The organism is Rhodopseudomonas pseudopalustris, assembly GCF_900110435.1.
GTDB classification, from domain to species: domain Bacteria; phylum Pseudomonadota; class Alphaproteobacteria; order Rhizobiales; family Xanthobacteraceae; genus Rhodopseudomonas; species Rhodopseudomonas pseudopalustris.
The window spans coordinates 25,523-46,367 of record NZ_FODT01000011.1 but is presented as its reverse complement, the minus strand read 5'-3'; the positions used below and the strand labels follow the sequence as shown (position 1 = coordinate 46,367).

At 64.9% G+C, this 20,845-nt stretch carries 19 protein-coding genes and 1 pseudogene; 5 read left to right on the top strand and 15 right to left on the bottom strand.

Features of this window, described 5'->3' with window-relative positions:
- Positions 1-57 precede the first annotated feature (57 nt).
- The 3 genes from BMY71_RS19225 to BMY71_RS19215 are packed head-to-tail and all read right to left on the bottom strand — an operon-like array spanning position 58 to position 1,720.
- On the bottom strand, positions 58-294 hold the full coding sequence (locus BMY71_RS19225; RefSeq protein ID WP_041805102.1) for a hypothetical protein: 237 nt from the start codon (positions 292-294) through the stop codon (positions 58-60).
- 35 nt (positions 295-329) lie between these two features.
- Positions 330-1,250 carry a DMT family transporter gene (locus tag BMY71_RS19220; protein WP_210185068.1) on the bottom strand — a complete coding sequence of 307 codons (921 nt, stop codon included), beginning with the start codon at positions 1,248-1,250 and terminating at the stop codon, positions 330-332.
- Complete coding sequence (locus tag BMY71_RS19215) at positions 1,247-1,720, bottom strand: MarR family winged helix-turn-helix transcriptional regulator (RefSeq protein WP_175557726.1); 474 nt, start codon at positions 1,718-1,720, stop codon at positions 1,247-1,249. The genes BMY71_RS19220 and BMY71_RS19215 overlap by 4 nt, the downstream gene beginning before the upstream one ends.
- Before the next feature lie 214 nt (positions 1,721-1,934).
- Between BMY71_RS19215 and BMY71_RS19210 the strand changes: the two genes are divergently transcribed.
- Positions 1,935-3,038, top strand: coding sequence for a hypothetical protein (locus tag BMY71_RS19210; RefSeq protein WP_011500966.1), 1,104 nt, complete (start codon positions 1,935-1,937; stop codon positions 3,036-3,038).
- A gap of 54 nt (positions 3,039-3,092) precedes the next feature.
- On the opposite strand, the gene BMY71_RS19205 is transcribed toward BMY71_RS19210, so the two are convergent.
- The 9 genes from BMY71_RS19205 to BMY71_RS19165 all read right to left on the bottom strand — a co-directional run bounded on the left by BMY71_RS19205 (position 3,093) and on the right by BMY71_RS19165 (position 10,752).
- A complete protein-coding gene (locus BMY71_RS19205) occupies positions 3,093-3,701 on the bottom strand; it encodes a GNAT family N-acetyltransferase (protein ID WP_080506306.1) in 609 nt (202 codons plus the stop codon).
- Positions 3,702-4,169: 468 nt separating this feature from the next.
- Entirely contained in the window at positions 4,170-5,054 is an 885-nt protein-coding gene (gene sucD / locus BMY71_RS19200) for a succinate--CoA ligase subunit alpha (RefSeq protein ID WP_011500964.1), read from the bottom strand.
- Positions 5,055-5,066: 12 nt separating this feature from the next.
- Complete coding sequence (locus BMY71_RS19195; RefSeq protein WP_011500963.1) at positions 5,067-5,486, bottom strand: PIN domain-containing protein; 420 nt, start codon at positions 5,484-5,486, stop codon at positions 5,067-5,069.
- A complete protein-coding gene (locus tag BMY71_RS19190) occupies positions 5,476-5,709 on the bottom strand; it encodes a DUF6364 family protein (RefSeq protein ID WP_139202686.1) in 234 nt (77 codons plus the stop codon). The genes BMY71_RS19195 and BMY71_RS19190 overlap by 11 nt, the downstream gene beginning before the upstream one ends.
- Before the next feature lie 50 nt (positions 5,710-5,759).
- The gene (gene sucC, locus BMY71_RS19185) at positions 5,760-6,959 is read right to left on the bottom strand and encodes an ADP-forming succinate--CoA ligase subunit beta (RefSeq protein WP_092685799.1); all 1,200 of its coding nucleotides are present in this window, start codon (positions 6,957-6,959) and stop codon (positions 5,760-5,762) included.
- Positions 6,960-7,048: 89 nt separating this feature from the next.
- Entirely contained in the window at positions 7,049-8,017 is a 969-nt protein-coding gene (gene mdh, locus BMY71_RS19180) for a malate dehydrogenase (protein ID WP_011500960.1), read from the bottom strand.
- Positions 8,018-8,146: 129 nt separating this feature from the next.
- A complete protein-coding gene (gene zapE / locus BMY71_RS19175) occupies positions 8,147-9,328 on the bottom strand; it encodes a cell division protein ZapE (RefSeq protein WP_092685798.1) in 1,182 nt (393 codons plus the stop codon).
- Between the two features lie 82 nt (positions 9,329-9,410).
- Positions 9,411-9,947, bottom strand: a complete 537-nt coding sequence (thpR, locus tag BMY71_RS19170; protein WP_092685797.1) for an RNA 2',3'-cyclic phosphodiesterase — start codon at positions 9,945-9,947, stop codon at positions 9,411-9,413.
- A gap of 190 nt (positions 9,948-10,137) precedes the next feature.
- A complete protein-coding gene (locus BMY71_RS19165) occupies positions 10,138-10,752 on the bottom strand; it encodes an arylesterase (protein WP_430715345.1) in 615 nt (204 codons plus the stop codon).
- Between the two features lie 85 nt (positions 10,753-10,837).
- Here BMY71_RS19165 and BMY71_RS19160 point away from each other — a divergent pair, with 85 nt between their 5' ends.
- From BMY71_RS19160 to BMY71_RS19145, 4 genes are all read left to right on the top strand, one after another.
- The gene (locus BMY71_RS19160; RefSeq protein WP_092685795.1) at positions 10,838-11,578 is read left to right on the top strand and encodes an ABC transporter ATP-binding protein; all 741 of its coding nucleotides are present in this window, start codon (positions 10,838-10,840) and stop codon (positions 11,576-11,578) included.
- A 3-nt stretch (positions 11,579-11,581) separates the two neighbouring features.
- On the top strand, positions 11,582-14,176 hold the full coding sequence (locus tag BMY71_RS19155) for an ABC transporter permease (RefSeq protein ID WP_092685794.1): 2,595 nt from the start codon (positions 11,582-11,584) through the stop codon (positions 14,174-14,176).
- Positions 14,177-14,510: 334 nt separating this feature from the next.
- The gene (locus tag BMY71_RS19150; RefSeq protein WP_092685793.1) at positions 14,511-15,302 is read left to right on the top strand and encodes a Bax inhibitor-1/YccA family protein; all 792 of its coding nucleotides are present in this window, start codon (positions 14,511-14,513) and stop codon (positions 15,300-15,302) included.
- A 274-nt stretch (positions 15,303-15,576) separates the two neighbouring features.
- Positions 15,577-16,128 carry a GNAT family N-acetyltransferase gene (locus BMY71_RS19145; RefSeq protein ID WP_092685792.1) on the top strand — a complete coding sequence of 184 codons (552 nt, stop codon included), beginning with the start codon at positions 15,577-15,579 and terminating at the stop codon, positions 16,126-16,128.
- A gap of 144 nt (positions 16,129-16,272) precedes the next feature.
- On the opposite strand, the gene BMY71_RS19140 is transcribed toward BMY71_RS19145, so the two are convergent.
- The 3 genes and pseudogenes from BMY71_RS19140 to acnA form a co-directional block, all read right to left on the bottom strand.
- Positions 16,273-16,641, bottom strand: a complete 369-nt coding sequence (locus BMY71_RS19140) for a DUF2794 domain-containing protein (protein ID WP_011500952.1) — start codon at positions 16,639-16,641, stop codon at positions 16,273-16,275.
- Positions 16,642-17,000: 359 nt separating this feature from the next.
- Positions 17,001-17,748 (bottom strand): annotated as a pseudogene (locus BMY71_RS19135) (DUF1223 domain-containing protein).
- 252 nt (positions 17,749-18,000) lie between these two features.
- Entirely contained in the window at positions 18,001-20,718 is a 2,718-nt protein-coding gene (acnA, locus tag BMY71_RS19130) for an aconitate hydratase AcnA (RefSeq protein WP_092685791.1), read from the bottom strand.
- Positions 20,719-20,845: the final 127 nt, after the last annotated feature.

Here is a 20,845-nt window from a genome sequence, read left to right as displayed (position 1 = left end):
GAGACAAGGTTTGAATTATGAATTCAATTTTTCGGCAAGTCCAGGCGCGGCCGCAACTCACCGCAGGTCGGCTTTATCGATCGCGCCGGTCATGATCGCCGTTTCGGTCCTGCCGCCCCCGTCAAGGGCGCCATCGGCCTGCCTGACGGTTCCCGGCCGCTGCGCCTCGGCCGAAGTCTCAGACACCGCGTTCCGGTTCAGGGCGCCGGAGCGCGAGCCGCCGCCGATGAGACCGGCGTGAAGCCGTTGGCCGGCATGACGCCGCCCGTGCGCTCGGCGGCGATGGTGCGGCATCGGCGGCGCCGCTCGGTCGATTTTCGCAACCCGTGCTATTTTTCGGCTTTGCCGATGAGGACGGCCCCGATGATCAGCGCCGCTCCGGCCAGCATCACCGGCGTCGGAATCTCGTCAAGCCAGACAAACGCTCCGAAGATGCCGAACACCGGGACCAGCGTGAGCCAGAGGCCGGCGGCGCCCGGGGTCAGATAACGCAAGCCGATCAGGTAGAGCCAGAACGCGATTGCATACTGAATGATTCCGGACACCGCCGCATAGGCGACGATCGACAGCGAAAGCTCGGCAAGGATCGGACGCTCCAGGCCAAAGGCTTGAACGACGACAAATACGGCAAACACGAAAGCGAGGCCGGCCAGTTGCTGCGCCATCGCAAGCGTCGCGGCGGGAAAATGAGCCGCCACTTTCGCCGACAGCACCACATAACTCGCGGCCGAGACGGTCGCCAAAACGATCAGGCCATCTCCGAGCGCATTCCCTTGTCCGGGCCTGAAGAGGGTCTCGCCGGACACCATCAGCAAGCCGATCACCGCAATAACGATGCAGACCGCAAGCCTCGGCGACGGCCGCTGGCTGAGAAACAGCCACGCTATCAAGACGATCATGATCGGTTCGGTCGCCCCGATGATCGAAGCGCTGCCGGCCGTCGTCAGGGACAGCCCGATCAGGCCGATCGAATAGGTCAGGCCGGGCTCCAGGATGCCGATCGCCGACGCGCGCAACATCCCCCGTGATCGGTAGCGCCACGGCATGTTCGGCAGGGCGAGGCCTGCCAGCGCGGCGACGCTCGCGGTCAGCTGAATGACCAGGAGCTGTGACGGCGGCACTGTATTCAGAAGATCCCGCGACATCACCGTCGAGAATCCCCAGCAGGCTGCCGACCCCACCATGGCGGCGACGGCCAGCCATCCCCGACTGGAAACCATGCTCGATACGCCGCGCGAATGATCGGTCATTCGGACAATTCCTTCCATTTGGCGTCGACCGGGCAGTCGTGCGGAACGCAGCATTCCTCCTCGCACATGCGGCAGAAGCGGTAGCCGAGCCGGCGTTCGGTCAGGAGGCCGCGAAGCATCCGGTCCAGATAGGCTCCGAGGACACGCACTTCCTCTGCCGACAGGACGGCGAGCGCCCGTTCCAGAACCCTTGCTCTCTCCTTCAGAACCGAGCGCCGCAGCTTCGTCCCGGCTGGCGTCAGATGAAGCAGGACGGTCCGCGCGTCGCGGCCTTCCTTCCGCCGGACCACCCCCTCCTTCTCCAACCGGTCCACCAGGCGGACTGCGCCGCTGTGGGAGAGAGCGAGCGCTCGACCGAGCTCCTTGATCGGAATCCCCGGATGCGCGCCGAGCATGATCAGGGCGGCCGCGGTCTCGCCCGAGGTTTCGAGCGTATCGTTCACCGCGGCCCAGATTTCGTCGGCGAGCACGATCGAAACCGCCCCCAGCATGTTGCCGACTTTTCTCATCCCGCCCTCATTTATATGCGCGACGCATATTCCGATAAATCAAACTAACCCATCGCTGGGAGCGTCACGTCGCGATCTGCCGCAGCGACATTATGCTGCATTCCTTACTCGCGCATCGAAAGGGAAACATTTCCATACTACAACCTATGAGTGCCACATACATATGAGGATTGCCATGCTTCTCTCTGCCAAAGGGGTTTTGGAAGTCGCTTCCCTCAACGATCTGCTCGCCCGTGCGGAATTGAACTCGCCCGATACGAGCTACGGTCAAGACATCGACGCCGCCAACACGGTGCTGCTCGATCCTCTGAAAACGCATGAAGAAAGGCACGCCGCCTTTCTGGCCTGGGCGGCCCGCTACCAGCCCTGCCTGTTCGGCCGCTTCGGCTCGCGAGAGATGCAGGGCATCGGTATCGACACATGCTGGATCGACGAGAACGAGATCGCGCTCGGCGACGGCTTCGTCAGTCGCAAGATTCAGAAGGCGCGTCAGGAGTGGAAGGAACGTGCGGCGGCGGGAATCGCTCATGGATTCCTCATCATGTTCAACGGACCGCGGCTTGCCCGCCTGAAGCCGGGCATCGATCTGCTGGAGATCTGCGAGAGAATCGCCGATCTGTATCTGATCGAGCACGCGCCGATCAAACGCGACGTGATTTACACTGAGTCGGTGCCGTTGCGAGGCGCCAGCCTCAGCGTCTTCAAAGCCGGCATCAACATCTTCTATCCCTCGGCTCATCGCACCCGGAATCATGACCGGCGCATACCGGGCGGCCTCATGATCTCGGTCAACAGCCCCGGACATTGGGCAAACTCGTTGGTGATGCGCGGGTTGGCGCCCTCGCTGGACGAGGCTGTCGGCAGAGTGCTGGACATCGCACTCCGCTCGATCGGAAACGGCGGAATAGGTCACGACGGCACGCCCAGCGCCAGCTGGCACAATCGCGAGAACAACCCGGACTGCCTGATGCGACGCCGCCAGCTGTCCAAGCTACCGCACTATGTTCCCGAGGATTACTCCCAGAGATTTTACAGCGCGCTCTATCATACCGATGTCCTCGTCCCGACGGACGTCACGATCGATGGCACGATCGATCCTGATATCGACGCGAGCGAGCACTGGAACCATCTCATCATCGACTATATTTCGGAGCAGGAGCGCACGCCTGATCACATCAACTACGCGCTGTTCCACGGCCATCCGATCCCCGACGAGGCGCTCTATCACAATCCCTGGTCGCCGCGACGAGCGGTCAATTCACCGCTGAGCAGTAGCTGACGCGCTGCGAATAGTCGCTCCAGGCCACGGGCTTCGCGCAGCACCCCGCCTGTATCAGGCTCCGCGCGCCGCTTCGACGAGGCCGCTCGTGCGCGTCCAGCGCATCAGCGGCCGTTTCGGGGAGCGGCGCGCGATTTCAACGAAGCCGAGATCCGCGAACGTCGCCGACGAACCTACGAATCCCTCCGCCGAGGTTGTGGCGGATGTCGTGGGACAGGCCTCGATACACAACGCGCCCCGGGCCAGAGCGTGGTCGACGGCGGCTCGTATCAGCGGACCGGAAAGACCGTGACGGCGAAAGCCGACCCGGACGTACAAGCAGGAGATGAACCATATCTTCTCCGGCGAGAGGTCTTCGATCGGCGCAGCGACACGGGAGCGCGTCAGAACCGGATATGCGCTCCGGCGCGCCACCGCGCACCAGCCGATGGCCTGCCCATCGCGGACCGCCAGAATACCGGGTGACTCATCGGAGGCGGACAGCTCCTGCAGCGCAGCCTTACGAGCGTCCTTTCCCATCGCATTGAATCTGCTGCGGCTCACCCGCCACCACATACACCAGCAGCCGCTGTCTGCGCCGCGTTCGGGTCCGAACAGATCCTCCAGAAGAGGCCAGGTCGCGGTTGAAAGAGGCAGGAAGCTCAGTTCGGGAAAATCCGGCATGTGGCCCCCTGAATGCGGACTGGCTGAGGTGGGTGACGCCACGACAGTGGCGACGGACACGCCATCGAAATCTCGCATGAGAGCTTGGCTTAGAGCGTTTTCGAGCGAAGTGGAGACCGGTTCGCGTGAAGAAAACGCGTCAGAAGAAAAAGTCAGAGCTCCGGTTCTGACTCTATCAGAACCGGAAAAGCTTTAGGTCAGCACCCACTGCCGGATTGATCGCCAGTCGATGGTTTGGCGCGCTATTTTGCCGCGTCGGCCACAAGCCCCCCGCAAGTGCGCGGGTGACCGCGCTTGCTCGGGCTTGTGCGTATCGGACTCGACGCCAACGATCGGCGGCGATCCGGGTCGATTGTTCGATTTCATCGCCAGCGGTGCAGCCGCGTCAGGCGGCGTCCACGATTGCCTGACCAAAGGATCGGCAGGGCTCAGCCTTACCGATCCGCATTCAGTCGGCGAAGACTCGACTCAGCCCTTCAAGACCTCGACCAGCGTCTTGCCGAGTCGCGCCGGGGACGGCGACACGGTGATGCCGGCGGCTTCCATCGCGGAGGTTTTCGACGCCGCATCGCCCTTGCCGCCGGAAATGATCGCGCCCGCATGACCCATGCGGCGGCCGGGAGGGGCGGTGACGCCGGCGATGAAGCCGACCATCGGCTTCTTGCGGCCGCGCTTGGCCTCGTCGATCAGGAACTGCGCGGCTTCTTCTTCGGCCGAACCGCCGATCTCGCCGATCATGATGATCGAGGTGGTCTTGTCGTCGGCCAGGAACATTTCCAGCACGTCGATGAATTCGGTTCCCTTGACCGGATCGCCGCCGATTCCGACCGCGGTGGTCTGGCCGAGGCCCTCGCTGGTGGTCTGGAACACGGCTTCATAAGTCAGCGTGCCGGAGCGCGACACGATGCCGACCGAGCCCTGCTTGAAGATGTTGGCCGGCATGATGCCGATCTTGCATTCGCCGGCGGTCATTACGCCCGGGCAGTTCGGCCCGATCAGCCGCGACTTCGAGCCGACCAGCGAGCGCTTCACCCGCACCATGTCGAGCACCGGAATGCCCTCGGTGATGCAGACGATCAGCGGGATCTCGGCGTCGATCGCCTCGCAGATCGCATCCGCCGCGCCCGGCGGCGGCACATAGATCACCGAGGCGTCGGCGCCGGTCTTGTCACGCGCCTCGCGCACGGTGTCGAACACCGGCAGGCCCAGATGGGTGGTGCCGCCTTTACCCGGCGAGGTGCCGCCGACCATCTTGGTGCCGTACGCCACCGCGGCCTCGGAATGGAAGGTGCCGTTCTTGCCGGTGAAGCCCTGGCAAATGACTTTGGTGTTGGCGTCGATCAGGATGGACATGAAAAGCTCGACTTAATTGGCGCGGAAGGGATTCACGACGCGGACCGAACCGTAGGTCTGATCGTGGCTGAGGTCTTCGGAGTAGAGGACGGTGGCGTTGAGACGATGGGCTGCGGCGAGCACGGCGCCATCCCAGTAGGAGATCTGATAGCGTTGGGCGATTTCGGCGCCGGATCTGACAAGGGCGGCATCCACCGGGATGCACGGCAATTCATTGAACACGTCGAGCCAATCGAGGGCATCGTCGACCGATAACGGCGTCGGGCTCTTTCGGGTAACGGTGACGTAAAATTCCTGCATCACCTGCCCCGAAATGCCGACGTTACCCGTCTTGAGAAGCTGCGTCGCGGTACGCGCCTTGGCGGCCTCGGCGGCGGCCGTAGAGGCTGCGTAGACCAGCACGTTGGCGTCGAGCATTGCTTCAGCGCTCATAGAGATCGTTGCGTGTCCACGTCACCGGACCGACTTCCAGCGTCGATTTGGCGCGCAACTCGTCGATCCGTTTTGCCAAGCGCGCACGTTTATCGTCTGCGCCCGACAGGTTTTCGAGATAATTCCGCACCAGTCCGTTCACGGTCGTCTTTCGTTCGGCTGCAATGACCCGAACGCGGTCCAAAACAGCTTCATCGATCGCCAGTGTGATGTTTTTAGGCATGCGTCGCCTCCACAGTTACACAGGATATGTGGAGGCGAGAGACACGTCAATCAAGCTACCTGCTTGACTGCGTTGACAATTTTCTGCGCTGCGTCGTCGAGATTGTCGGCGGGCAGCACGTTGAGGCCGGAGTGCTTGATGATCTTCTTGCCGGCTTCGACGTTGGTGCCTTCGAGGCGGACCACCAGCGGCACGTCGAGGCCGACTTCCTTCACCGCGGCGACGACGCCCTCGGCGATGATGTCGCACTTCATGATGCCGCCGAAGATGTTGATCAGGATGCCCTTCACGTTCGGATCGGCGGTGATGATCTTGAACGCCGCGGTCACCTTCTCCTTGCTGGCGCCGCCGCCGACGTCGAGGAAGTTGGCGGGCGTCATGCCGTAGAGCTTGATGATGTCCATCGTCGCCATCGCGAGGCCGGCGCCGTTGACCATGCAGCCGATGGTGCCGTCGAGGGTGACGTAATTGAGGTCGTATTTCGACGCCTCGATTTCCTTGGCGTCCTCCTCGGTCTCGTCGCGCAGCGCCTGGATGTCGGCGTGGCGGTAAAGCGCATTGCCATCGAAAGACATTTTGGCGTCGAGGCACTTGAGGTCGCCCTGCTTGGTCAGCACCAGCGGGTTGATCTCGAGCATCTCCATGTCCTTGGCCAAAAAGGCCGTGTACAGCTTGGTCACCAGGCTTTCGGCCTGCTTGGCCTGCTCGCCCTTCAGCTCCAGCGTGTTGGCGACGGCGCGGCCGTGATGCGCCATGATGCCGGTGGCCGGATCGACCGTGAACGACACGATCTTCTCAGGGGTGTCGTGGGCGACGTCCTCGATCGACATGCCGCCTTCGGTCGAGACCACGAAGGAAATCCGGGAGGTGGCGCGGTCGACCAGCAGCGACAGATAGAACTCCTTGTCGATCTCGGAGCCTTCTTCGACATACAGCCGATTGACCTGCTTGCCGGCCGGGCCGGTCTGCACCGTCACCAGCGTGGCATGCAGCATCTGCTGGGCGTAGTCCTTGACCTCGTCGACCGACTTGGCGAGCCGCACGCCGCCCTTGTCGCCGGCGGAGGCTTCCTTGAACTTGCCCTTGCCGCGGCCGCCGGCATGGATCTGGCTTTTCACCACCCAGACCGGACCGCCGAGCTGCTTGGCGGCAGCCTCCGCTTCGGATGCCTTGAAGATCGGATAGCCGTGCGACACCGGTACGCCGAACTCGCGCAACACCGCTTTGGCTTGGTATTCGTGGATATTCATCTCATGCCCCTCGCCAGATCGCGTCCAGCCGGTTGGGCCGTGGCGCGCCGCTCATTGACGAGCGGCGGCGCACACGGCTCGTCTTCAATTCAGCGTCCGAGCAGATCGGGCGCGATCTTCTTGCAGGCGTCGATCAGACCCTGCACCGCGCCGACCGACTTGTCGAAGGCTTCGCGGTCCTTGCCGGCCAGCTCGATCTCGACGATGCGCTCGACGCCCTTCGCGCCGATCACCACCGGCACGCCCACATAGGTGTCCTTAATGCCATATTCGCCGTTGAGATAGGCCGCGACCGGCAGCACCCGCTTCTTGTCGCGCAGATAGCTCTCGGCCATCGCGACCGCCGACGCCGCCGGCGCATAGAACGCCGAGCCGGTCTTCAGCAGGTTGACGATCTCGGCGCCGCCATTGCGGGTGCGGTCGACGATTTCGTCGAGCCGGGCCTGCGAGGTCCAGCCGATCTTGACCAGATCGGGCAGCGGAATGCCGGCCACCGTCGAATATTTCACCAGCGGCACCATGGTGTCGCCATGGCCGCCGAGCACGAAGGCGGTGACGTCTTCGACCGAAACGTTGAACTCGTCGGCGAGGAAGTAACGGAAACGGGCCGAATCCAGCACGCCGGCCATGCCGACCACCTTCTTCGCCGGCATCCCGGAGGCCTTCTGCAGCGCCCAGACCATCGCGTCGAGCGGGTTGGTGATGCAGATGACGAACGCGTCGGGAGCGTATTTCTTGATGCCGGCGCCGACCTGCTCCATCACCTTCAGATTGATGCTGAGGAGGTCGTCGCGGCTCATGCCGGGCTTGCGCGGCACGCCCGCGGTGACGATCACGACGCTGGCGCCCTCGATCGCCTCATAGGAATTGGCGCCGGTGAACTTGGCGTCGAAGCCGTCGACCGGCGAGGATTCCGCGATGTCGAGCGCCTTCCCCTGCGGCACGCCCTCGGCAATATCGAACAGCACCACGTCGCCGAGCTCCTTCAGCCCGATCATGTGTGCCAGCGTTCCGCCGATCTGGCCGGAGCCAATCAAAGCAATCTTGTCGCGCGCCATGGGAAGATAGTCCTTTGAGCCCGAAGGTGGGGAGGGGTGGAAAATCCGCTTCGGTGGTTATCCTTTTCGCCGGAAGCGTTCAAGTCGGGCAGCGCCCAATTGTTGGCCAGAGGGGCCTCTGACCACTCCTCAGGTCTCCACCAGCCCGGTGGTGGAGCCGGAGGCGCTCGAGTCGCTGCGGCCGTGGGGCAGCGCCAGATATGATTCCGAGCCCATCTCGATCAGCCGCGACACCGTCCGGTTGAACTCCATCGCCTCGTAGCCGTCGCTGGCGCGGTACAGACCGGCCGGTTCGGCCTCGGCCGAGGCCATCAGCTTCACCGCGTTGTCGTACAACGTATCGATCAGCGCGATGAAGCGCTTGGCGGCGTTGCGGTCGGCGTAGTCCATCACCGGCACATGGTCGATCATCAGGGTGTGGTATTCGTGCGCGAGCCGCAGATAATCGGAAGCGCCGAGCGGCTTCTCGCAAAGATCGGCGAAATCGAACCGCGCGACGTGGTGGTCGGCCCTCGGGATGTGCAGATGCCGGCCCTTGATCGCGATGTCGCGCGGCGAGCCCACGGCGCCGCCGGTGATCCGGCCCCAGGCGCGGTCGAGCGCGGCGGTCGCTTCGGCATCGTCCGGCGCCAGCCAGACCTTCATCCCGGCGAATTTCTCCAGCCGATAATCGGTGCGGGCGTCAAGCCGCAGCACCGCCATATGCTGCTTGACCTGGCCGATGAACGGCACGAACAGCGACCGGTTGAGGCCGCCTTTGTAGAGATCGTCGGGGGCGACGTTGGAGGTCGCCACCACCACGGTGCCGAGCTCGAACAGCTTGCCGAACAGCCGCGACAGGATCATCGCGTCGGCGATATCGGTGACGTGGAATTCGTCGAAGCACAGCAGCCACGCTTCCTCGAAAATCGACGCCGCCGTCAGCCCGATCACGTCGCCGTCGGGAATTTCGCCGCGCTTGATGTTCTGCCGGAACGCGTTGATGCGCTCGTGCGCCTCCGCCATGAATTCATGGAAATGCGAGCGGCGCTTGTGCGCCACCGGGCTCGCATCGAAGAACAGGTCCATCAGCATGGTCTTGCCGCGGCCGACCTCGCCATGGACATAGAGCCCGCGCGGCGGTGGCTCGGCGTCGCCGCCACCGAACAGCCGCCCGAGAAAGCTCTGCTTTTTCGGTGGCTTGTAATTTGCGAGCGTGTCGTCGAGCGCGGCGAAGGCTTCGACCGCGCGGGCCTGCGCGGGGTCGGCTTCGATCGCGCCGGAGGCGACCAGGGACTGATATTGCTGACGGAACGAGAGCGGCGAGGACATGGACGCCCTTACCGCCCCAGCCTGCGACAAAATGCAAGCCGGGATTAGTCCTGAGGGCTATGCAGTTCGGACGGGGCGGCGCTCAGGGGGTGAGCTCGTAGGGTGCCTCGACCACATACGGCCCGCCGCCGGTGGAGGCGCGCGACGAGAACAGCACGAAGCGCTCGGCCTTGAACACCTTGGTGGGGAAATAACCGCGGATCGACAGATAATCCGCGACGTCCTGGCAGGATACGTCGCGCAGCCGGGCCAGCGTCACATGCGGGGTGAATTTGCGGCCCTCTGGATCGAGCCCGACCCGCTGCAGCAGGCGCTCCAGTTCGGCCTGCAATTCGATCAGCGGCTTCGACGGCACCACGGACGCCACCACCGCGCGCGGCTTGCGGCCGCCGAAGCTCGACAGCCCCTGCAGCGCGACCTCGAACGGTTTGCGGTTGATCCGGAACAGCGTCGAGGCGATCTCGTTGGCGGTGACGCCGTCGATATCGCCGATGAAGCGCAGCGTGAGGTGGTAGTTTTCCGGCTCGACCCAGCGAGCGCCCGGCAGCCCACCGCGCAGATTGGACAGGGTGCTGGTGACCTCGGCGGGGATTTCCAGTCCAGTGAACAAACGCGGCATCGGAACTCCCCCAACTGAGGCCCGATTGCGGCAGCCATCCCTGACGTCCGGGACTTTGCTTTCCGCAAACCGTCCGGCGAATCAACGCACCAATTCTGTAGCGCGTTTATGTAACAGCGCTACAGCGACAACTCCGAGGCCGCTAAAAAGTTGAGGGCAATCCGCCCCTTAGGGGAAATTGCCGGGTTTTTCAGCCCTTCTGCGCAGCGACCGATCGCAGAAATGCCTCGACCGTGGGCAGAATGTTCGCGACCACGACGTCGATGCCGGCGGCGGTCGGATGAATGCCGTCGGGCTGATTGAGGTTCGCGACTGCGGCGACGCCATCGAGGAAAAACCGATACAGCGGCACGCCGTGTTTGCCGGCGAGATCGGGATAAATCGCGTTGAACTGCTTGGCGTAGTCCGGCCCGTAATTCGGCGGCGCCAGCATCCCGCACAACAGCACCGCGATGTTGCGCGCCTTCAGGCGCTTGACGATCTCGTCCAGCGCCTGTTGGGGGACCTTGGGGTCGGTGCCGCGCAGCGCATCATTGGCGCCGAGTTCGACGATCACCGCATCGGCGTCCGGCGGCACCGACCAGTCGAGCCGCTGCAGCCCACCGCTCGCGGTGTCGCCCGACACCCCTGCATTGATCATGTCGGTCGCGATCCCCTTGGCCTGCAGGGCTTTCTGCAGCTTCGCCGGAAACGCGGCCTCGGCGGGTAATCCATAACCAGCCGACAGCGAATCTCCCAGCACCACGACCTTCAGCGGCTTCGCAGCCGCCTGCGCCGCGGCGCGCTGGATCGGCATCGCCGTCATCGCCAACGCCGCAATAACCATCGCCCACGCAATCGTGCGCCCCGCCCTCTCGACCGCACCGAAACAATTGCCATATGCACCAACCATGGACAGTTTCATCGAACCCTCATCACGGCCCGGCGATGAGCCGGACACCATCTCCATTTCGAACGTCAATCTGTCGCTGGGCAGTGGCGCCGCGCGGGTGCACATCCTCAAGGATATCAGCCTCCGCGTCGCACCCGGCGAGGCGATCGGCCTGATCGGCCCATCGGGATCGGGCAAATCCACCCTGCTGATGGTGATGGCCGGGCTGGAGCGGCCCGACAGCGGTGAGGTGGTGGTCAGCGGCACCGCTTTCAATGGCCTCAGCGAGGACGCATTGGCGCGCTTCCGCGGCCGCGAAGTCGGCATCGTGTTCCAGTCGTTCCACCTGATCCCGACCATGACCGCGCTGGAGAACGTCGCGGTTCCGCTCGAACTCGCGGGCGCCCCCGACGCCGACGCCCGCGCCGCGCGCGAACTCGCGTCGGTCGGCCTCGGCGAACGGCTGCATCATTATCCTTCGCAGCTCTCCGGCGGCGAACAGCAGCGCGTCGCATTGGCGCGGGCGCTGGCGCCCGATCCGGCGATCCTGGTCGCGGACGAGCCGACCGGCAATCTCGACGAGGCGACCGGCCGGCAGATCGTCGACCTGCTGTTCACCAAACACGCCGAACGCGGCATGACGCTGGTGCTGGTGACCCACGACACCGCGCTGGCGCAGCGCTGCGACCGCGTCGTCCGGCTGCGCTCCGGGCGGATCGACACCACCCAGCCGGGCAACGCCCAAGCGCGATCGGCCTGAGCCATGACGCTGGCCGCCGATCCCCTCGCCAAGTCCCCATCCACGTCCGCGCCGAGATCGCGCGGCCTGTCGCTGCCGTTGCGCTATGCGCTGCGCGAGATGCGCGGCGGCCTCAACGGCTTCTATGTCTTCATCGCCTGCATCGCGCTCGGCGTGATGGCGATCGCCGGCGTCGGCTCGGTCGCCGCCAGTCTGGGCGACGGCCTCGCCCGCGAAGGCCGCACGCTGCTCGGCGGCGACGTCGCGTTCTCGCTGATTCAGCGCGAGGCCACCGCCGAAGAGCTCGGCTATCTGCGCGAGCGCGGCCCGGTCTCGGTCGCGGCGACGTTGCGCGGCATGGCGCGCACCGCTGCGGGCCAATCGGCGCTGGTCGAGATCAAGGCGGTCGACAACCTCTATCCGATGCTCGGCGAACTGAAGCTCGCGCCGCAACTGCCGACCGCCGAGGTGCTGGCGGAGCGTGACGGCGCATTCGGCGCCGCCGCCGACGCCGCCTTGCTGGCCCGGCTCGATCTCAAGATCGGCGACCGCGTCACGGTCGGCAGCGCCGCGTTTCAAATCCGCAGCGTCGTCGCCTCCGAGCCGGACAAGCTCGCCGGCAATGTCGGCTTCGGCCCGCGTTTCCTGATCAGCGACGCGGCGCTGCGCGCCACCCAATTGCTGCAGCCCGGCAGCCTGGTGCGCTGGATCTATCGCGTCCGGCTGCCGGACAACCGCGCCGACGACAAGGCCGCGCAGGCTTTCGCCGATGCGACCCGCGCGGCGCTGCCGCAGGCCGGCTGGGAAATCCGCAGCCGCGGCAACGCCTCGCCGCAGCTCGAGCGCACCATCACCCGCTTCACCCAATTCCTGACGCTGGTCGGCCTCGCCGCGCTGCTGGTCGGCGGCGTCGGCGTCGCCAATGCGGTGAAGAGCCACATCGACCGCCGCCGCGACGTGATCGCGGCGTTCAAGGCGCTCGGCGCCACCGGCCGCGACGTGTTCGCGATCTATCTCACCCAGGTGCTGGTGCTGGCGACGATCGGCTCGCTGATCGGGCTCGCGCTCGGCGCCGCGCTGCCCTTCGTCATCACCGGATTGTTCGGCAAGCTGCTGCCGCTGCCGGTGGTGGCGGCGCTGCATCCCGAGGAACTGGCGCTGTCGCTGGTCTACGGCCTTTTGACCGCGCTCGCCTTCGGGCTGTGGCCGCTGGCGCAGGTGCGCGACGTGCCGGTGGCGACGCTGTTCCGCGAGGCCGCCACGGCGGACGCGCACCGGCCGAAATTCCGGCACATCGTCTGGATCGGCGTGGTGATCGCGCTGCTGCTCGCGGTGGTGATCGGCCTTGCTTACGACAAGCGCGTCGCGATCGCCTTCGTGGTTGCCGCGGTCGTCGTCTTCGCGCTGTTGCGCGGCGTCGCCGCGGGGCTGATGGCGATCGCCCGCTGGTTGCCGCGTTCGCGCATCACCATGCTGCGGCTGGCGATCGCCAACATCCATCGCCCCGGCGCGCTGACGCCGTCGGTGGTGCTGTCGCTGGGCCTGGGCCTCGCCGTGCTGGTGACGATCTCGCAGATCGACGGCAATCTGCGGCGGCAATTTCTCGCCGCGCTGCCCGAGAGGGCGCCGACCTTCTTCTTCATCGACATCCCGTCGAGCGAGACCGAACAGTTCAGCGGCTTCCTGACCCAGATCGCGCCGAAAGCGACGCTGGAGGACGTGCCGATGCTGCGCGGCCGGATCGTCGCCGCGCGCGGCGTTCGCGCCGAGGATCTCAAGCCGGGGCAAGACGCCGAATGGGTGCTGCAGAGCGACCGCGGCCTGACCTATGCGGCCGAGATGCCGGCCGGCTCCAAGGTCGTCGAAGGCCATTGGTGGCCCAAGGATTATGACGGCAAGCCGCTGGTGTCGTTCGAGAAGAAGCTGGCGGACGGGCTCGGACTGAAGATCGGCGACAGCGTCACCGTCAACGTGCTCGGCCGCGAGATCACGGCGACGATCAGCAATCTGCGCAGCGTCGACTGGCAGAGCCTCGGGATCAATTTCGTACTGGTGTTCTCGCCGAATACGTTCCGTGGCGCGCCGCATACGCATATCGCCACCCTGACCGAGACCGGCAGCACGCCGGAGAGCGACGCCGCTCTGATCAAGCAGGTGGCGGACAAATTCCCGATGGTCACCAGCGTCCGGGTCCGCGAGGCGCTGGAGACCGTCGGCGGGGTCGTCAGCAATCTGGCGCTGGCGGTGCGCGGCGCGAGTTCGGTGACGCTGATCTCGGCGATCCTGGTGCTCGGCGGCGCGCTCGCCGCGGGTCACCGCCATCGCGTCTACGACGCGGTGATCCTGAAGACGCTCGGCGCCACGCGGGGCCGGCTGATCGGCGCCTTCGCGCTCGAATACATGATGATCGGGCTCGCCACGGCGGTATTCGGCGTCATCGCCGGCTCGGCCGCGGCGTGGCTGATCGTCACACGGCTGATGTCCCTGAGCTTCGCCTGGCAGGCGGGCTCAGCCGCCGGCGTGGTCGTCGCGGCCCTGGTGGTCACCGTCGGCCTCGGCCTGGTGGGAACCCTGTTGGCGCTAAACCAGAAACCGGCTTCCGTTCTGCGGAATCTGTAGGTAAGCAGGCGGTGCTGGCGGGACGCGAGGCTGCACGGCGGACCTCCCTACCGCGCCCGAGCGCAACGGGGAACCTGGGGTTTCGACCAAAGTCGGGGTGGACTGATTTAACCCTGATGCTGCGGAGCGACATTCGGCCGCGCATAAACCCTTGCCCCGATTGTGTTAGTTTACCACATACCAGCATGGGTCGGACGGCGCGCGGATTGACCGGACTTTAATGACCGGACTTAATCACGGGACATTAATCTCTACCGCGCATCACCGTTCGGGATAAATTCGCACTGGCCTTCGCAACCCTTCGCGTCGGCCGGACCAACTCAGGATCTCGACCATGTCGGACTTGGACCGCAACTACGCATCTCCTTTCGGCCGGGCCGCCGGCCGCGTCGACAGCGCGGCCGTCGATGCCGGTCTGCGCGCCTACATGCTGCGCATCTACAACTACATGACGATCGGCCTGGCCATAACCGGCCTGGCCGCTCTTGGCGTCTATATGGGCGCCGTGACCCCGAACGACGTCGGCGCCGCCGGTAAGATCGGCAACACCTACCTGACCACCTTCGGCGTCGCGATGTTCGCGAGCCCGCTGAAGTGGGTGTTCATCCTCGCGCCGCTGGCGATGGTGTTCGCCATCTCGTTCGGCATCAACCGGCTGAAGCCGGCGACCGCGCAGCTGCTGTTCTGGGCCTTCGCGGCCCTGATGGGCATCTCGCTGTCGTCGATCTTCCTGGTCTACACCCACACCTCGATCGTCCGGGTGTTCTTCATCACCGCGGCCGCGTTCGGTGCGCTGAGCCTGTACGGCTACACCACCAAGCGTGACATGACGGGCATGGGCTCGTTCCTGATCATGGGCCTGTTCGGCGTCGTGATCGCGAGCGTGGTCAACCTGATCGTCGCCTCGTCGATGCTCCAGTTCATCGTCTCGGTGGTCGGCGTGCTGGTGTTCGCGGGCCTCACCGCCTGGGATACCCAGCGCCTGAAGAACGACTACATCTACGGTTACGCCTCGGAAGGCGGCGAGGTCGCGGAACGCGCGGCCATCACCGGCGCTCTGTCGCTCTACCTGAACTTCATCAACCTGTTCACGCTGCTGCTGCAGCTGCTGGGACAGAAGGAATAACCGCTTCGCACCCGTGAAGCTCTTGAAAGCCCCGGCCTTCGCGCCGGGGCTTTTTTGTTGCGCCGGCGCCGTTCGCCTCCACCCACGACCGTCATCGCCCGGCTTGACCGGGCGACCCAGTATTCCGGAGCGCGGTTGCAGATCATCGGCTCTCTGCGATACTGGACCCTCCGCTTTCGCGGAGGGTGACGGCGGGGGTGGAATCGCGAACCTCGCTTGCGTATGACGCACACACCAAGACTCCCGCTGCCTGCATTATCTCCGGCCAAATTGCATGTCCGACCTCCTGATCCGCCCCGCCACGACCGACGACCTCCCCGCGATCACCGCGATCTACGACGAGGCCGTCCGCACCGGCACCGCAACCTTCGAGCTGACGCCGCCGGACCTTGCCGAGATGACGCGGCGGTTCGAGACGCTGACCGGCGGCGGCTTTCCCTATCTGGTCGGGCTGCTCGATGGCCGCGTCGCCGGCTATGCCTATGCGGGGCCGTACCGGCCGCGGCCGGCCTATCGCTTCACCGTCGAGAATTCGGTCTATCTCGATCCGGCGACCCACCGTCGCGGCCTCGGCACCGCGCTGATGCGCGAGCTGATCGCGCAATGCGAGGCGCGCGGATTCCGTCAGATGATCGCGGTGATCGGCGATTCCGCCAATTCCGGATCGGTCGGCGTGCATCGCAAGACCGGCTTCGACATGATCGGCACCCACCGCAATGTCGGCTTCAAATTCGGGCGCTGGCTCGACACCGTGATGATGCAGCGCGCGCTGGGCGATGGCGGCGAGACGGTGCCGGAGCTCGAAGCGGGGCCGAGCAATGCGTGATGCCGTCACCCTCCGCGAAAGCGGAGGGCCCAGTATTCCAGTGCGCCGGTGATTGATCGCAGACGCTCTGGAATACTGGGTCGCCCGGTCGAGCCGGGCGATGACCTCCGTTTACGGCGCGACGCTTCACGCCGGCTGCCCCGCTCACACCAGCGCCAGCTTGCGGTCGATCACCAGCAGCACGCGGTCGAGTTCGTGGCCGCGGCGCAGGATCTGGCCGGAGGCCGCGACCACGCTGTAGGCGCCCTGCTTGCGCGCCAGCCGCGGGTCCTTGACGATGCGGTAGATCGGGACTTCGGAGGCGCGGCGGAACACCGAGAACACGGCGTGGTCCTTGAGGAAGTCGATCGCGTAATCGCGCCACTCGCCGTCGGCGACCATCCGGCCGTAGAGATTCAGGATGCGATTGAGTTCGAGGCGATTGAACGTCACACGCTGCTGCGGCGGAGCGGCGCCCTGGCGCTCCGCCAAGCGGCTATCGCTGGGATCGGCCTCCTCGGAAATCACGCTCATCGACGCCTCCTGTCATGGCGCCGACATGATCGCGCCGACAGCGCTGCACCGCAAGGGCACCGAAAGCCGCAAACGCCCGTAACACCAACCGGCGAACCAAACCACCGATCGGCTCACGCCTTCGTTAAACCAATCTTATTACCGCCCGAATTTCGCCAATCGAAAGCCCCTTCGACTTGCGAGAACATCATCACTGCGTTGGCCCGGTCCTTTCGGTCTCGGATTCCTCAGCCCCCAGCCCCCCGAGGCGGTCGGGATCGGGCCTGTCGCAGCAGCCAAATCCCCATACTGGACCAACGCGAGTTGGTCCTTTTTGTTTGTCGGAGGACCAGCGCAAGCTGGTCCTTTTGCTTTGGGGATCAGTGCAGCGAGGTGAAGGCCGCGCCGAGCATCGGTCCCGGCCTGTCGCGACTGCCGTCCTGCACATAGACGGCGGCGGCATCGATGCCGTCCCGCGCGATGTTTTCCAGCGGCACCGACCAACTGCCGGCCGCACCGGTCCAGTCGCCGACCTTGAGCAGCGTGCGGACGACGTTGTGATAAGTGACCTCGCGTCCGCGATTCTCGCCGCGGGTGATCGCGATCGGCACCGCCTTCGACACCGAGCAGATCCAGACCTCGCCGCGCCTCTCGCCGTCGCCCGGCGGCGACCGACACCTTGATCTCCTTGTCGTTGACCGCCATCGTCACCGGCACCGTCATCACCCCGGTGGCCTTGTCGGTGCTCTTGATCGCGTCGTCGATGCCGGCCCGATTGCTGCCGACCACATGCGCCGAGCCGTTGACGACGACCTGCGGCGTGTACACGTCGCGATCACCCCGCATCTGCGAATAGGCTCGCTGGCGCGCGCTGAAGCGCGAATCCGCAAGCGTGTCCTTCCAGCCGAGATAGTCCCAGTAATCGATCGGCAGGCTGAGCGCGATCACCGACGGATCCTTCGACAGGTCGCCGATGATCTGATCGGCCGGCGGACACGACGAACAGCCCTGCGAGGTGAACAGCTCGACCACCGCGCGCGGTTCGGCTGCGGCGGGCCGCACCATCGCGATCAATGCGCACAGACCGAGTGCGCCTGACCATCGCGAAATGCCAACTACACCGATCATCGTCACCTTTGCCGGGAGCGGAACAAAGCGGGCGTCAGCCGCCGTCCAGACGCCTTGAAACGAAAAGGCGGCCCTTTGCATAGGCCGCCTTCCGTTCACCTGCCACTCACTTCGCAGTGAGGCATCCTGCTACTTTGGTGAGAGCGTTTTCGAGCGAACCGGACACCGTTTCGCGTGAAGAAAACGCGTCAGACCATCAAGTTAGAGTTCCGGTTCTGATGTCCATCAGAACCGGAAAAGCTCCAGGCCGCGCTAGGCTGCGAGTTTCCTGAGAACGTAGTGCAGGATGCCGCCGTTGCGGTAGTATTCGAGTTCGTCGAGCGTATCGATGCGGCACAGCAGCGGCACCCGCTTGACCTTGCCGTTGCCGGCTTTGATCTCCGCCGTCAGCGTCTGTCGCGGCTTGAGATCGCCCTGCAGCCCGCGGATCGTCACCTTCTCGTCGCCCTTGATGCCGAGCGAGGCCCACGACGTTCCGTCTTCGAAGGTCAGCGGCAGCACGCCCATGCCGACCAGGTTCGAGCGATGGATGCGCTCGAAGCTCTGGCAGATCACCGCGCGGACGCCGAGCAGCCGGGTGCCCTTCGCCGCCCAGTCGCGCGACGAGCCGTTGCCGTATTCGGCGCCGGCGAACACCACCAGCGGCACCTGCTCGGCCTGATACTTCATCGCGGCGTCGTAAATCGACATCTGGTCGCCGTCGGGCCAATGCTTGGTCAGTCCGCCTTCCGGAATATTGCCGTCGGCGCCCTTCAGCATGTGGTTCTTGATGCGGATGTTGGCAAAGGTGCCGCGCATCATGACTTCATGATTGCCGCGGCGGGTGCCGTACTGATTGAAGTCGGCCGGACGCACCTGATGCTCCGACAGATACTTGCCGGCCGGCGACGTCAGCTTGATCGAACCCGCCGGCGAGATGTGGTCGGTGGTGATTTTGTCGCCGAACACCGCCAGGATGCGGGCGTCGACGACGTCGACGATCGGCTCCGGCTGCATCTTCATGCCTTCGAAGTAAGGCGGATTCTGCACATAGGTGGAGCTCATGTTCCACTTGTAGGTCTCGGAGTCGACGGTCTTGATCTTGCGCCAGTTGGTGTCGCCCTTGAATACGTCGGCGTACTTCTTCTTGAAGATCGCAGCGGTGACGTACTTCTTGACGAAGGCGTTGATCTCCTTGGTGGTCGGCCAGATGTCCTTGAGGTACACCGGCTTGCCGTCCTTGCCGGTGCCGATCGGCTCGACCGCGAGATTCTTGGTCACGGTGCCGGCGAGCGCATAGGCGACCACCAGCGGCGGCGAGGCGAGGTAGTTCGCCTGCACGTCCGGCGAGACGCGGCCCTCGAAGTTACGGTTGCCCGACAGCACCGCGGCGGCGACGATGCCGTTGTCGTTGATCGACTTCGAGATGTCCTCCGGCAGCGGGCCGGAATTGCCGATGCAGGTGGTGCAGCCGAAGCCGACCAGATTGAAGCCGACCTTGTCGAGGTCCTTCTGCAGGCCGGAATTGGCGAGATACTCCGCCACCACCTGCGAGCCCGGCGCCAGCGAGGTCTTCACCCACGGCGCGGCCTTCAGGCCTTTCGCCGCGGCGTTGCGGGCGAGCAGGCCGGCGCCGATCAGCACGCTCGGATTCGAGGTGTTGGTGCAGGAGGTGATCGCGGCGATCACCACGTCGCCATGGCCGAGATCGAATTTCCGGCCGTCGACCGCGTAGCGCGCGCCGTCCAGCGCCTTCTTGTATTCGGCGTCCATCGCCGCGGTGAAGCCTTCCGAAACCGTCGGCAGCGCGACGCGGCCTTCGGGGCGCTTCGGCCCGGCCAGCGACGGCACCACGCTGGCGAGATCGAGCGTCAGCGTCACGGTGAACACCGGGTCGGCCGATTTGGCGGTGCGGAACAGGCCCTGCGCCTTGGCGTATTTCTCGACGAGGGCGACCCGCGCCGAGGCGCGGCCCGAGGTCTTCAGATAGTCGAGCGTCTCGGTGTCGACCGGGAAGAAGCCGCAGGTCGCGCCGTATTCCGGCGCCATGTTGGCGATGGTCGATTTGTCGGCGACCGAGAGGTGATCGAGGCCGGGGCCGAAGAACTCGACGAACTTGCCGACCACGCCCTGTTTGCGCAGCATCTGCGTCACGGTCAGCACCAGATCGGTGGCGGTGACGCCTTCCTTGAGCGCGCCCTTGAGCTTGAAGCCGACCACTTCGGGCAGCAGCATCGACAGCGGCTGGCCGAGCATCGCGGCTTCCGCCTCGATGCCGCCGACGCCCCAGCCGAGCACGGCGAGGCCGTTGACCATGGTGGTGTGCGAATCTGTGCCGACCAGCGAATCCGGATAGGCCACCTCGAAGGTGCCCTTCTTCTTGCCGATGGTCATTTTCTCCTTACGGGTCCAGACCGTCTGCGCCAGATATTCGAGATTGACCTGATGGCAGATGCCGGTGCCGGGCGGCACCACCGCGAAGTTCGAGAACGCTTTCTGGCCCCACTTCAGGAACTCGTAGCGTTCCTGGTTCTGCTTGTACTCCTCGGCGACGTTCTTGCCGAACGCCTTGTTGTCACCGAAGAAGTTGACGATCACCGAGTGGTCGATGACGAGATCGACCGGCACCAGCGGGTTGATCTTTTCGGCGTCGCCGCCGAGCGCCTGCATCGCGTTGCGCATCGCGGCCAGATCGACCACCGCGGGCACGCCGGTGAAGTCCTGCATCAGCACGCGCGCCGGGCGGAACGCGATCTCGTGTTCCAGCGCCTTCTTGCGCATCCATTTGGCCACCGCCTGGATGTCCGCTTTCTTGACGGTGCGGTCGTCCTCGTTGCGCAGCAGATTCTCCAGCAGCACCTTCATCGAATAGGGCAGCCGGGAGATGCCCTTCAGGCCGTTCTTCTCGGCGGTCGGCAGGCTGTAATAGACGTAAGACTTGCTGCCGACCTTGAGGATCTTCCGGCATTTGAAGCTGTCGAGCGAGGTCATGTAAGGCGGGTCCCAGATTTATCGGTTCAATGGGGCGGGCGTCATGCGGGCACCCAAAGGGGCGAGCCGACTGGCTTGCAGGCGCCGATGGTGTACTGCATCAAGTTCCGGCTTATAGAACCTTTCC

Excerpts from the sequence above, each read along its gene's own strand:
- BMY71_RS19165 (WP_430715345.1), bottom strand. The coding sequence starts at position 10,752 with ATGACGGCGATGCCGATCCAGCGCGCCGCGGCGCAGGCGGCTGCGAAG.
- mdh (WP_011500960.1), bottom strand. The coding sequence starts at position 8,017 with ATGGCGCGCGACAAGATTGCTTTGATTGGCTCCGGCCAGATCGGCGGA.
- BMY71_RS19160 (WP_092685795.1), top strand. The coding sequence starts at position 10,838 with ATGGACAGTTTCATCGAACCCTCATCACGGCCCGGCGATGAGCCGGAC.
- BMY71_RS19140 (WP_011500952.1), bottom strand. The coding sequence starts at position 16,641 with ATGAGCGTGATTTCCGAGGAGGCCGATCCCAGCGATAGCCGCTTGGCG.
- zapE (WP_092685798.1), bottom strand. The coding sequence starts at position 9,328 with ATGTCCTCGCCGCTCTCGTTCCGTCAGCAATATCAGTCCCTGGTCGCC.
- sucC (WP_092685799.1), bottom strand. The coding sequence starts at position 6,959 with ATGAATATCCACGAATACCAAGCCAAAGCGGTGTTGCGCGAGTTCGGC.
- sucD (WP_011500964.1), bottom strand. The coding sequence starts at position 5,054 with ATGTCCATCCTGATCGACGCCAACACCAAAGTCATTTGCCAGGGCTTC.
- BMY71_RS19145 (WP_092685792.1), top strand. The coding sequence starts at position 15,577 with ATGTCCGACCTCCTGATCCGCCCCGCCACGACCGACGACCTCCCCGCG.
- BMY71_RS19190 (WP_139202686.1), bottom strand. The coding sequence starts at position 5,709 with ATGCCTAAAAACATCACACTGGCGATCGATGAAGCTGTTTTGGACCGC.
- BMY71_RS19220 (WP_210185068.1), bottom strand. The coding sequence starts at position 1,250 with ATGACCGATCATTCGCGCGGCGTATCGAGCATGGTTTCCAGTCGGGGA.
- BMY71_RS19205 (WP_080506306.1), bottom strand. The coding sequence starts at position 3,701 with ATGCCGGATTTTCCCGAACTGAGCTTCCTGCCTCTTTCAACCGCGACC.
- BMY71_RS19195 (WP_011500963.1), bottom strand. The coding sequence starts at position 5,486 with ATGAGCGCTGAAGCAATGCTCGACGCCAACGTGCTGGTCTACGCAGCC.
- BMY71_RS19150 (WP_092685793.1), top strand. The coding sequence starts at position 14,511 with ATGTCGGACTTGGACCGCAACTACGCATCTCCTTTCGGCCGGGCCGCC.
- BMY71_RS19225 (WP_041805102.1), bottom strand. The coding sequence starts at position 294 with ATGCCGCACCATCGCCGCCGAGCGCACGGGCGGCGTCATGCCGGCCAA.
- BMY71_RS19210 (WP_011500966.1), top strand. The coding sequence starts at position 1,935 with ATGCTTCTCTCTGCCAAAGGGGTTTTGGAAGTCGCTTCCCTCAACGAT.
- acnA (WP_092685791.1), bottom strand. The coding sequence starts at position 20,718 with ATGACCTCGCTCGACAGCTTCAAATGCCGGAAGATCCTCAAGGTCGGC.
- BMY71_RS19155 (WP_092685794.1), top strand. The coding sequence starts at position 11,582 with ATGACGCTGGCCGCCGATCCCCTCGCCAAGTCCCCATCCACGTCCGCG.
- thpR (WP_092685797.1), bottom strand. The coding sequence starts at position 9,947 with ATGCCGCGTTTGTTCACTGGACTGGAAATCCCCGCCGAGGTCACCAGC.